The following is a 10,898-nucleotide window of genomic DNA, read 5'->3' as shown; positions in this document are numbered from 1 at the left end:
CAGGTGATGATCGAAGGCCCCGGCCACGTGCCGATGCACAAGATCAAGGAGAACATGGACAAGCAGCTCGAAGCTTGCGGCGAGGCCCCGTTCTACACGCTCGGACCGCTGGTTACCGATATTGCGCCGGGTTACGACCACATCACCAGCGGCATCGGCGCAGCGCAGATCGGCTGGTACGGCACGGCGATGCTCTGCTACGTCACGCCCAAGGAACACCTCGGCCTGCCCGACCGTGACGACGTCAAGGTTGGCGTGGTTACCTACAAGCTTGCCGCCCACGCGGCCGATCTCGCCAAGGGGCACCCCGCCGCGCAGGTGCGTGATGACGCCCTGAGCAAGGCGCGCTTCGAATTCCGCTGGCGCGACCAGTTCAACCTGTCGTTGGACCCGGACACCGCCGAGCAGTACCACGACCAGACGCTCCCGGCCGAAGGCGCCAAGTCGGCGCACTTCTGCTCGATGTGCGGGCCGAAGTTCTGCTCGATGAAGATCAGCCAGGAAGTCCGCGAATTCGCGCGCCTGCAGAATCAGGACAGCGCCGAGTTCATCGCCACCGAAGACGCCGAAAAGGGCATGGCGGAAATGAGCAAGGTCTATGACGAAGGCGGCCGCGAACTCTACATCGGTGCCGGCGACCGGGAGCATGACTAAGGGCGCAGGCATGACGAGGTTTGCCCTCGCGGCGGGTGCGGCCATGTTCGCACTCGCAGCGTCCGGCGCATCGGGGAAAGCCGCAACTTCGCTCACCGTTGCCCAGGCCCGCGCCAGTCTTGCGGGGACCTGGTCGGCGGAGCTGCAATACCGCGATTACCAGTCGGGCAAGTGGGAGGGCATTCCCTTCACCACGACGATCGCGATGGTGGCTGACGGGGTGACTCAGATCCGTACCAGCGCTTATGACGATGGCCCCAAGGTTGGCACCGTGTGGATCACCACGGTGGCCATGCTCGGCAAGGACGGCGTCACCGAATATGCCGGCACGTACCGCGCCGGCAGGCCGGCCGAACATGAGACGTCTCGTCTGCGGATCGCATCCGGCACCGACTCTGCCCATTGGGTGCTGGTGTCCGAAACCGATGGCACGGACGATGATCGCCCGGCGCGCATTCGCGAAACCACCACCCGCGATGGCGGCACGGTCACTTCGCTCAAGGAAGTTGACTTCAAGGACGACGCCACAGAGGAGTGGCTCTCGCGCAACCGAACAGTGTTCAAAACCCGCGCGGGAGGACAGTAATGACCGCTACTACTGATTGGCGCGCCGCCACGCTCGACCGCGTCCGCGCAGCTATCCTCGCCGCCGATCCTGCGGTGGTCGAGGAGATCAAGTGGCGCAAGCCGAGCAATCCGGCGGGGGTGCCCACCTGGTCGCACGGCGGACTGATCTGCACGGGCGAGACCTACAAGGACAAGGTCAAGCTCACCTTCGCGCGCGGTGCCAAGCTGTCCGATCCCGCCGGCCTGTTCGGCCCCGCCAAGGACACCGGCACCCGCCGCGCGATTGACCTGAAGGAAGGCGACACGCTCGACGAGACGGCCTTCACCGCGCTCATCCACGACGCCATCGCGCACAACGCGGGCCGCGATTACGTGCCGCCGGAGAAGCCGCGCAAGTGAAGCACTGGCTGCTGACCTACACCCTCGCGGCGGACTACATGGACCGCCGCCCCGAATTCCGCGCCGAGCATCTGGCAATGGCGAGCAAGGCCACCACGCGCAGCGAACTGCTGCTCGGCGGCGCGGCGCTCGAAGCGGACGGCGCGGTGAAGGAAGCCCTGCTGCTGTTCGCCGGCGACGATGCCAGCGCGGCGCAGGCCTTTGCCGAGGCTGATCCCTATGTGCGCGAGGGGCTGGTGGTCCGCTGGCGGGTGCGGGAATGGGTCACAGTTGCGGGAAGCTGGGCTCCCGCCGCCTGACTGCCAAGCACCCGGACTGGAATTGCCACACCTTTCGCAAGGCATCCGGCGATAATCCGACGCGCTGGCCTCCCCGCGCAAATCCCGGTGCCGCGCGGTTTTGAACTAAGCCGTCGCCTGCGCCACCAAGGACATGATGACCGCGCGCAAATGGGTGGAAGCCTGGATCAGGATGGGCGCCGGCGGCACGGTCATGGGCGGAGACTATGTGCGCAGCGGCTGCAACACGATCAATTCCACGATCAACCGCCTGAACGCGGCGCAGTGCCACCCGGACTATGCCAATGCCCTAGTGCGGTTCCGCAGCGGCTATTACATCGGGCTGCCGAGTGGGGGGCGGTTTGAGTGTGGGTGAAGGGCAACTATTAGGAAATTTCAACAAAATGCCCGTTAGGTGCAGCCGGGATCAAAAGGCCTCACTGAAAATTAAGGTAAAATGATACGAGCTCCTGGTGGGACTATAGAATAAACAAAATCACATTCAAAAATTTCACCATGCTTAGGAATATTATTTGATATAAGTCGAGCTAACAGAAGAAACCCATCGTCATTTTTGGCGAAAAATAGCTGGTTAAATTTCAGACTAAAATTACTTAAAGATACTGTGAATCCAAATTGATCGTTATGGGTCCGCGATAAGATTTCGTCCGGAAATTGGCCGATCTTGAGGAATCGATTGGGATAAATCCATACCGCGTTTGGCCCGCATTCCGATATTTGGATTGTAAATGCAGCCTCACCTGACGCAAACGTGACATGCTCGCCCCCGTATGTCAGTCTAAAATTGGCGAGCGAGGCAGAGCTTAGATCGCTTATAGCAACCGCATTTAAACTTTCTCTCTTCGTCGAAACGGGGTTTTCTGGGGCGTTTCGTCTCTGGAAATTCTCTGCTTCCTCAACGTCGCTGACAACGTCTTGCGCTACCTCCATTTCACGTAGAACTTCATGGAGTTCAGCAATTCGAATGTTCTTTCCTCCAGAAATCTTGCGATATTCTGCTATTAGCTCTGGGCGAGGGTAGAGCGCTTGCCCTTGCGCACGGACGAACCAATCGGCCTTCTCATCTCCCGTAATAAATACTATGTCTTTATTGTGATCATTACCGAGTTTTAAAAGGGATTTCCAGACTAGAAAGTCGCCAACTCCAGTATCATCTTTTGAAGCGTCTTTATATCCGGGTGGTATTTTCGCTAATCTCCGAATCTCCCATTCGATAGCAAGAGCTTCATTGTCTTCATCAGGAGACGCAATTGTATCTTCTGTGAAGACCGACTGATAAATTTTAGTTACGGGATCGTTTCCACTCCAATTCCTGACGCTATCGATGACCTTTTCGATCGCCTTTGTATATTTCTTTTTGGCATCAGATAGGTCAGCGCTTGCGGCGGTTAATTCATCGCTTCCTGCTACGTCATCTAATATAGGAGAAAACTTATTTTCTCCTATATTAATCTTCGATTTTGTATCACTTAGTTTCTGAAGTAGCTCAGCGAGCTTTCGGTCTCTATTTACGATAAACTCACGGGCGACACGGGCCGGGAGGAATAATCTCCCATGTGACTTCGCATCTTTGAAAAATTTCTCGATCTGCGCGAGACTGTCTTTTCGTATCGTGTAAGGTAGAAGCAGGATGTTTGTATCGACTGCAATTAAGACGTCCGAAGAAGAAACGTCTGAAACCTTGCTAGATTCAAAAATAGTCGAAACGTCGGGAAAAGACTTTTCGAGCTGGAAAATGGCTAACAGATCCAAGGGAGACTTTTGTGGGCCATCGGTTTGCGCCTTCTCCGGTTTCTTCAATCCAAGTCTCCATTGAGCCAATTGCGACGAACAAGTTTGATCAAATATAGCTGTTGAATGAAGAGAGTCGACCTCTTTGGTTGACGGCTATACCGGTGATCGAGAGGCGTTGCTAAGGATTTTCCTACACAAACCAAATCGGTTATCCTCATCCAATGACCGAACCAAAATTCATCCCCGCTCGCCCTGAACAATCCCACCCCGACCGTTGGACCAAGGCCAAGATGGCCACCTTCCTTCGCGAGCTGGCGGCTTGCCACTCGGTTGCCGCTGCCGCGAAGGCGGTGGGGATGTCGCGGCAGTCGGCCTACAAGCTCCGCAACCGGCTCAAGGGCGAGCCGTTCGATGTGGCTTGGGAGGCGGCGTTTCAGCATGGCTATGATGCGCTTCACCAGGCGGCGCTCGAACGGGCGCTGTTCGGGGTGGAGGTGCCGGTGTTCCACAAGGGCGAGCAGGTGGGCAGCCGCACGCATTTCGATGAACGGCTGACCTGCTTCCTCCTCGCCGCGCGCAACCGCTATGGGGCGCAGCAGCTGGGCCGTTACCGCGCGGCGGCGGATTTCTGGTCGGAGCGCTGGGATGCGCTGCTCGACATGGTCGAGCATGAGGACGTGCTCTGGCCGGCCGACCACGCGCTTGACGCGCAGAAGGCGGCGGACAGGTCATGCGATTATACCGCGCCCGATCCGACGCTGGCGACGTTGCGGGGGCTGTGATGCGCGCGCGGTGTCACCCTGTTATCCGGCGGAAAAACCCGCGCATTTGTGCCGGATTGGCCGGTGACGGACCGGGTGACAGGGTGTCACCTCTGTCACCCATGCACGCCAATCCCGAATCAATTCGCGGGCGGGGGGAACCTGCCGGCCAGCGGGGAGTTTGGGCAGGCATGAGCCGGATTATCGCATTACTCGCCCTTGCCCCCATCGTCGCCATTACCTCACTCGGAGCCTGCTCCGGCCAGCGGTCGGACAGCGAACCGACATCCGAGGCGGCCAATGCTTCGGGGGCTTCGGCCCAATCCTCGCTCGACGCTCTGGTTTCGCCCACGGCGGCCGCCGAGTTCGGCGATGTTGCCGGGCCGGGCGCGGGCGGCCGGGTGCTGACGCTGAGCGGGCTGGGCACCTTGCTGTTTGATCAGGCGCCTCCCGGTGACGGTCCGTGGAGCGAGCGCGGGGCGCAGGCTTCCGACACGTGCCGGGTGATTAGCTCGGCCGACTATCCCGGCGTCTATGCCATCACTGAAGGCGGTAAGGTGCGCCGCATCACGGCCGGCGCAGGCTCGAATGTGACGACGATCGAGGGGATCGGCGTGGGATCGACCCGCGCGCAGGTGAACGAGGCCTTCGTGGGCTTCCGCGAGACGCCGCACAAGTATGTTGCGGGGGCCAAGTACCTGACCACGCCCGGCGCGGGAAACCGCCAGCCGGCGGTGCGCCTTGAAATGAGCCCGCAAGGCAAAGTGACGGCGATGCATTTCGGCATGATGCCGACGCTCGGCTACGTCGAGGCCTGTTCCTGACGCTAACCGCGCAGAATTGATGGGGAACCTTGAAGGCGGCGTGCTAGACCGCCCGGGGGAATGAGGATGCGGCTGACGGGCACTGTAACAGGAGCCGACGCATGTCACGCAAGCCCGAAACACCGCAGATTGCAGACTGGATGAGCCTTGCCGGGCAGAGTTGGATGCTGTGGGGCGAAGCCGCTTCGGTGATCTGGCTGCGCTCGCTGAAACTGGCGGGTGGCGGTGCCTCGGCGCGGAACGAGGCGGTGCGGATGGTTTCGGAAAAGGTCGCCTCGCACGTCGAGCTTGGCATGGCGATGATGACCAACCCGATGCAGGGCCCGGAAGCGGCAACGCGGGTATCGTTGCAGCACTACCGCTCGAAGGTCCGCTCGAACCGCAGGCGGCTGTCGAAGTGATTCGCTGCGGTGAAACGAGGCTGGCGCGGGACGGTGATTTGGGCGCTAGTGCGCAATCCTTGCGGGCCGATGAACCCCGCCTAAACGCGCGATGAATGAGAGGTGTTCACTTTTGCAACGATAGAAAATCACGACTTTTCATATATTTCAAGTTAACTCGATTCATCCGCTCGCACCGTTCGGCTCGTCTCTAAATGCCACTGTCAAGGTTTCAATCATGGCCGGCGATGGCCAGCTTGAATGCATGACGAAACTAGCCCCCACTACTTCGCCCCTCGCCCTCGCCGCGATCCTTGCAGCCAGCGCGATCCCCTTCACCGCAGCTTCGGCCCAGGAGGCCGGAGCGCCTGCACCGGCCCCGGTTATCGTCCTGCCGCCCGTCGATGCAGCGCCCGCCGCTCCGGCACCGGCACCGGTCATCGTCCTGCCCGACGTGACGACTCCGCCGGCAGCCGCGCAGGCAGCGCCTGAGCCGGCAGCCTCGCCGAGCGCCCGCGCCGAACCGCGCGCCGCGAACAAGAAGACCACCCGTTCCAGCAGCCGCACCACCGAAACTTCCTCCCCCTCGGCGGTTGCTGGTCCCGCCGCGTCCGAACCGCCGACGATCGTCCCTCCTGTCACGGTTCCGGACGCGGCCACCGATCCGATCGCGCAGCCGGTTGCGGCTGACCCCGCTCCGGTTGCCGAAGCACCCGCCGCTCCGGCAGAGGACAATGGCTGGCTGATCCCGCTGGCGCTGGGCGGCATGGCAGTCGGCGGCGGCATCGCTTACGCCGCGACCGCCGGCAAGCGCCGCCGGAAGACTCAGCCTGCTGATGCTGCGGTCTACCGCGATACCCGCAACGAAGGCCGCGCACCGATCCGCGCGCCGCTGGCCACCAGTTCGCTCGCCGCTACTTTCGCTGGTGCGGACGCCCGCCGCGAAGCCAATCCAGAGGTCGTCCCGGCTGGCACGCCGACTTATGCCGCCGATGGTCCTGCCGGGGCGACACCCGCCGCGGCTCGCCGATTCAATGAGCCGGCGCGCATCCCCGCAGGTCCTGTGCCTACAGGCGCTGAGCGTCAGGCCCTGATCGAACGGATGGTTTCCGCCGCTCCCGATGCGTCGAACCCGTTCCATTCGCGTAAGACCCGCCGCAAGCGCGCCCGGATCATGCTGGCTTCGGCAGAGCATCGCCAGCGCACGGCGGCGACGGAGCCGTTCGACTTCCGCAGCTATGCTCCGTTCAGCGAGCAGGAAACAGTCCGGACAGGTGGCCAACAGGCAGCTCGAATCAAGGAGACCGTGAACTAAGTCTTCCAAGCCCCTGTTCCCCGGCGACGGGGTAGTGGGCGAGGCGGTCCGCACCGGTTCAATCTGGAGCGGGCCGCCTCATCACGTCAGACATGGCGGAACAATCGGAGGCATGGGTGGTTAGGTCCGGCGGGAGGGGTTGCTCGAAGGAGTTGATCCCATGTTCAAATCTCTGTCACTTCCGATTGCCCTTGCCTCTGTGACGCTGCTCGGCGGCTGCGCGACTTATGACGATGGCTACCGATCCAGTCGCAATGCCAATGACTGGGGCTATTATGACCGCAACTCCTACGACCGTTATGGCCGCTATGACTGGAACAACGCCGATCCAGCTTACAATGGCTATTACGCCGACCGCTATTACCGCGCCGATCGCCGCTATCGCACCCGCAACCTTAGCGCCGACGACCGCGTCTATCGCGGGCAGGACGGCCGGTATTATTGCCGCCGCAGCGACGGGACGACCGGGCTGATTGTTGGCGGGATTGCTGGCGGCGTGCTGGGCAACATCATTGCGCCCGGCGACTCCAAGACCCTTGGCACCGTGCTGGGCGCCATCGGCGGCGCTGCTGCCGGGGCCGCCATCGACAGCCGCAACGTGCGCTGCAACTGACGGCAGGCGACCGCCCGGGAGGTTTCAGCGCTTGCGGACGAATTCGGCGCGCAGGACCAGGCCTTTGATGCCGGGGTACCTGCAGTCGATTTCCTGGGCGTCGCCGGTCAGGCGGATCGAGGGGATGACGGTGCCCTGTTTCAGGGTCTGGCCGGCACCCTTGACCGTGAGGTCCTTGATCAGCGTTACCGCGTCGCCATCAGCGAGGACGTTGCCCACCGCATCACGGACTTCCACCGTATCGGCTGCAGCGCGCTTGGCGGCGAGTTCGGACGCCGGCATCCATTCGCCGCTGTCTTCGTCATAGACATAGTCATCATCGCTCATCGCGTCAGCCCATCTTGGTCCAGAGGATTGCCACCCAGACGGCGGCAGTCAGTACGCCGCCGGCGATGGTCGCATGGATCGCCCGGGTCAAGAGCCGCGCCTGCGCATCGATCGAGCGGATGAAGGCGGCGTAGAGCCGGGTGCGCAGAGCCTCACCGTCCATGTCATCGGCATCGAACTCCTCGCCAAGCAGCATGGCGGACAGGACGTACCAACTCGACAGCACCAGCGGGAGCAATCCCGCCAGACTGGCGAACGTAAGCAGGGGCTGGGTGACAGCGTCAAGGCTGAGCGGAGCGCCGGGGCTCGCCGATACCGGATGCGTGCCAATGGTGATCAGCAAGGCATTGAACGCCAGCATGGCACCCAGACGCACCGAGAGGTCGAGATCGCGATTCTCGAGAAATTCGAGGTCGGCGATGAAACCGGCGTCGGGCGGATTGCCCCGCATGGCCTGAAAAGCGCGCAGCCGCGCGCGGAACGAGGGAACCCTCATGAGTCTAACCCGCCTGCCATTGGCGGATGGCTTCAATCGGCCAGACAAGCATCAGGATGTTCAGCGCCAGATTGTCCCGGATCATCACCAGAGTGAAGATTTCGAACGCGATGGCCAACGCCGCGCTAGCCCAGGCAGGCAGGCGGCTGGCGATCAGGAAGCCAAGCGTCATGAAGCCGATATCGGACAGCGAATTGATCACGCTGTCGCCTTCGTAGCCATAGCTCATGGTCACTGCGCGATAGCGGTCGATGATGATGGGGGAGTTTTCCAGCAGCTCCCAGAAACCTTCGAAGGCGACCGCAATCGGCAGGGCCCAGATCGCCGGACGGCCGCCAAAAACCTTCCATCTCCGCCACAGGATATGGGCAAAAAAGTAGAATAGCAGCCCGTGGATGACGTGACTGAACGAATACCAATCGCCGATATGCTGGCTGTTTTCCGAGGACTGGACCACGCCGTGCCATAGTTTGATCGTGCCGCAGGCGCAGATCGCGGCGCGGCCCATGGCGAGCAGGATGAGGCCGAAGGCGACCGCCATGACAAGTGCGAGTAGCGCACCGCGCCGGTTTGGAAGCAAGCTTTGCATGGTACCATGATGCATCGCCGTTGCGGCTTGGCAAGCTTGGATGCGCGGTTATGCTCGCCTGCATGCGCCTGCCGCTCAACATTTGTACGGATGACATCGCCGCCTACCAGCGCGACGGCGCAGTTGTTCTGCGCGGCGTTCTGGATGCACAAGAGTTGGCCCTGCTCGAAGCCGGAGTGGAGGAAGCCTACCGCAACCGTGATCACCGCTATTCGATCGTGCGCACGGCGGAAGGCACCGGAGAAACGCTGGTCGAACAATACCCAAGCCAGAACAGTCCTTCGCTCGCCGCTCTGGTGACGAGCGGCCTGCCCGGAGAAATCGCCGCGCGGATGATGGGCACACCATCCGCGCAGCTCGTGCTCGACCAGATCTTCTACAAGTCCGCCGGCCCGATCGCACCGACGCCGTGGCATCAGGATACGCCCTTCCTGCGCGTCCGGGGCGATCAGATGGTGCGTGTCTGGCTGTGCTGCGATTCCAGCCCTGCCGATCTCACTGTGCAGGTCGTTCGCGGATCGCACCTCTGGAACGTGGCCTATAATACGCGGACCATGGCCAGCTCGCCCGTCCTGTCCGAGCGCAAGGGCGAGTTCGAAGCCGCGCAGCTGGGCGATGCTTATCTGCCGCTGGTGCCCGATGTCGCGAGCCACAAAGGCAGCTTCGATATCATGCGCTTTGATGTTCAGCCGGGCGACGCACTGATCTTTGAGGGCAATATGCTGCACGGCGCCGATGGCCGAGCATGGTGCGATCATCCACGCCGCGCTTTCGCCAGCCTGTGGGGTGGGCCGGACCTTCGCCATCATCGCAGCGCAGGCAAGACCTTCCCGCCGCCAGGAGGGGAGCCGGATGGGCCGATCCCAGATGGCGATCCCATCGGCCTGCACCGGACGGCCTTTCCTGTGGGATGGAGTGCCGGGCCGGCGTCCTGATCCTGCAAAGCGCAGTGCTGGCGCGCGCCGCATCGCCGCGCTAAAGGCAGTGCCATGACACGTGCGATCCTTGTCTTTTTGCCCGTTGCGGTGGCCATCCTGGCAGCGGCCCCCGGACTGGCAACCCCCGTTTTTGTTGCGGAATCGCCCGGACATACGAAGTTCCTGATCGATGACGCGACCGTGAAGGATGTTGCGATCGGCGACGCCCGGGTCCGTCAGGTACGGGTACTCACGCACAACGCATTCGATCCGCAGATGACCTCGGGTCAGGTCGGTGCTGATGGCATCATGCAGTTTGATTGCGGGGCGCTTAGCTACAGAGAGTGGAGCACGACCTCGATCCGCAAAGATGGCGCGCGCGTTGAAGTGGTCCGGCCGCTGGCTTCCCGCCGTTTCGTGCCGACGCGAGAGGGCAGTTTTGAACGCAAGCTGCTGATGGTGGCGTGCACGATGCGAAAGACCAATTGATGAAACGCCTTGCCGTCTATTGTGGCTCCGCGAGTCCCGCTGATTCCCGTTACATCGAAGTCGCCGCGCAGGTTGGCAGAACGCTGGCCGAACGCGGCATCGGTGTGGTCTATGGCGGCGGGCGGTTGGGCCTGATGGGCGGAGTCGCGACAGCAGCGCTGAAGGCGGGCGGCGAAGTGATCGGGGTGATCCCAGAAGCGCTGGTCTCGTCCGAAGTAGCCAACCGCGAATGCACCGAACTGCGCGTTGTCGCCAACATGCATGAACGCAAGGCCGCCTTTACCGACTTGTCCGACGGCTTCCTGACCATCCCCGGCGGGGTCGGCACGATGGACGAATTGTGGGAAGCAATAAGCTGGGCGCAGCTGGGTTATCACGCCAAGCCGGTTGGCTTGCTCAACGCCTTCGGGTTCTATGACCACTTGCTGGCGTTCAACCGCCACATGATCGAGGTCGGCTTCATCCGCGAAGCCCATGCCGGCATTATGATGGCCGAGAATGATCTCGACCTGCTGCTGGCGCGCATGGCGGCGC

The 10,898-nt window shown here is 61.8% G+C and carries 17 protein-coding genes; 13 read left to right on the top strand and 4 right to left on the bottom strand.

Annotation, left to right across the window (positions count from 1 at the left end; translation table 11 throughout):
- The 5 genes from RMO89_RS02950 to RMO89_RS02930 all read left to right on the top strand — a co-directional run.
- Positions 1–654: phosphomethylpyrimidine synthase ThiC (locus RMO89_RS02950; protein WP_310531125.1), on the top strand; the 654-nt coding region annotated here is incomplete at its 5' end.
- A gap of 10 nt (positions 655–664) precedes the next feature.
- Positions 665–1,240 (top strand): hypothetical protein, encoded by a 576-nt coding sequence (locus RMO89_RS02945; protein ID WP_310531124.1) that lies wholly within the window; start codon positions 665–667, stop codon positions 1,238–1,240.
- Positions 1,240–1,620 carry a DUF1801 domain-containing protein gene (locus tag RMO89_RS02940; protein WP_310531123.1) on the top strand — a complete coding sequence of 127 codons (381 nt, stop codon included), beginning with the start codon at positions 1,240–1,242 and terminating at the stop codon, positions 1,618–1,620. Before RMO89_RS02945 ends, RMO89_RS02940 begins: the two co-directional genes overlap by 1 nt.
- Complete coding sequence (locus tag RMO89_RS02935) at positions 1,617–1,919, top strand: YciI-like protein (protein ID WP_310531122.1); 303 nt, start codon at positions 1,617–1,619, stop codon at positions 1,917–1,919. The genes RMO89_RS02940 and RMO89_RS02935 overlap by 4 nt, the downstream gene beginning before the upstream one ends.
- A 136-nt stretch (positions 1,920–2,055) precedes the next feature.
- On the top strand, positions 2,056–2,274 hold the full coding sequence (locus tag RMO89_RS02930; protein WP_310531121.1) for a hypothetical protein: 219 nt from the start codon (positions 2,056–2,058) through the stop codon (positions 2,272–2,274).
- A 71-nt stretch (positions 2,275–2,345) separates the two neighbouring features.
- On the opposite strand, the gene RMO89_RS02925 is transcribed toward RMO89_RS02930, so the two are convergent.
- On the bottom strand, positions 2,346–3,719 hold the full coding sequence (locus tag RMO89_RS02925; protein WP_310531120.1) for a PIN domain-containing protein: 1,374 nt from the start codon (positions 3,717–3,719) through the stop codon (positions 2,346–2,348).
- 155 nt (positions 3,720–3,874) lie between these two features.
- On the opposite strand from RMO89_RS02925, the gene RMO89_RS02920 reads away from it, so the two are divergent.
- The 5 genes from RMO89_RS02920 to RMO89_RS02900 all read left to right on the top strand — a co-directional run bounded on the left by RMO89_RS02920 (position 3,875) and on the right by RMO89_RS02900 (position 7,546).
- A complete protein-coding gene (locus RMO89_RS02920; RefSeq protein ID WP_310531119.1) occupies positions 3,875–4,435 on the top strand; it encodes a hypothetical protein in 561 nt (186 codons plus the stop codon).
- 170 nt (positions 4,436–4,605) lie between these two features.
- Positions 4,606–5,238: a hypothetical protein gene (locus tag RMO89_RS02915; protein WP_310531117.1), complete on the top strand. Its 633-nt coding sequence runs from the start codon at positions 4,606–4,608 to the stop codon at positions 5,236–5,238.
- Positions 5,239–5,339: 101 nt separating this feature from the next.
- On the top strand, positions 5,340–5,639 hold the full coding sequence (locus tag RMO89_RS02910) for a hypothetical protein (protein WP_310531116.1): 300 nt from the start codon (positions 5,340–5,342) through the stop codon (positions 5,637–5,639).
- Between the two features lie 244 nt (positions 5,640–5,883).
- Complete coding sequence (locus tag RMO89_RS02905) at positions 5,884–6,933, top strand: hypothetical protein (protein WP_310531115.1); 1,050 nt, start codon at positions 5,884–5,886, stop codon at positions 6,931–6,933.
- Between the two features lie 160 nt (positions 6,934–7,093).
- Positions 7,094–7,546 (top strand): glycine zipper 2TM domain-containing protein, encoded by a 453-nt coding sequence (locus RMO89_RS02900; RefSeq protein WP_310531114.1) that lies wholly within the window; start codon positions 7,094–7,096, stop codon positions 7,544–7,546.
- 24 nt (positions 7,547–7,570) lie between these two features.
- Here RMO89_RS02900 and RMO89_RS02895 read toward each other — a convergent pair whose 3' ends face one another.
- Genes RMO89_RS02895 through RMO89_RS02885 form a run of 3 tightly spaced genes read right to left on the bottom strand, consistent with a single transcriptional unit; the run spans position 7,571 to position 8,958 of the window.
- Positions 7,571–7,873, bottom strand: a complete 303-nt coding sequence (locus RMO89_RS02895; RefSeq protein WP_310531113.1) for an alkylphosphonate utilization protein — start codon at positions 7,871–7,873, stop codon at positions 7,571–7,573.
- A 4-nt stretch (positions 7,874–7,877) separates the two neighbouring features.
- Complete coding sequence (locus RMO89_RS02890; RefSeq protein WP_310531112.1) at positions 7,878–8,369, bottom strand: hypothetical protein; 492 nt, start codon at positions 8,367–8,369, stop codon at positions 7,878–7,880.
- Between the two features lie 4 nt (positions 8,370–8,373).
- Entirely contained in the window at positions 8,374–8,958 is a 585-nt protein-coding gene (locus tag RMO89_RS02885) for a DUF2585 domain-containing protein (RefSeq protein WP_310531111.1), read from the bottom strand.
- 62 nt (positions 8,959–9,020) lie between these two features.
- Between RMO89_RS02885 and RMO89_RS02880 the strand changes: the two genes are divergently transcribed.
- The 3 genes from RMO89_RS02880 to RMO89_RS02870 form a co-directional block, all read left to right on the top strand.
- Entirely contained in the window at positions 9,021–9,893 is an 873-nt protein-coding gene (locus RMO89_RS02880) for a phytanoyl-CoA dioxygenase family protein (RefSeq protein ID WP_310531110.1), read from the top strand.
- Between the two features lie 54 nt (positions 9,894–9,947).
- Positions 9,948–10,364: a hypothetical protein gene (locus RMO89_RS02875; protein ID WP_310531109.1), complete on the top strand. Its 417-nt coding sequence runs from the start codon at positions 9,948–9,950 to the stop codon at positions 10,362–10,364.
- On the top strand, positions 10,364–10,898 hold a 535-nt coding region (locus RMO89_RS02870; RefSeq protein ID WP_310531108.1), incomplete at its 3' end, for a TIGR00730 family Rossman fold protein. The genes RMO89_RS02875 and RMO89_RS02870, both read left to right, overlap by 1 nt.

Origin of the sequence: Novosphingobium sp. (assembly GCF_031424035.1) — a bacterium.
Taxonomy (GTDB): Bacteria; Pseudomonadota; Alphaproteobacteria; order Sphingomonadales; family Sphingomonadaceae; genus Novosphingobium.
The sequence above is the reverse complement of the archived record's forward strand: the minus strand, read 5'-3'. Positions and strand labels throughout refer to the sequence as shown.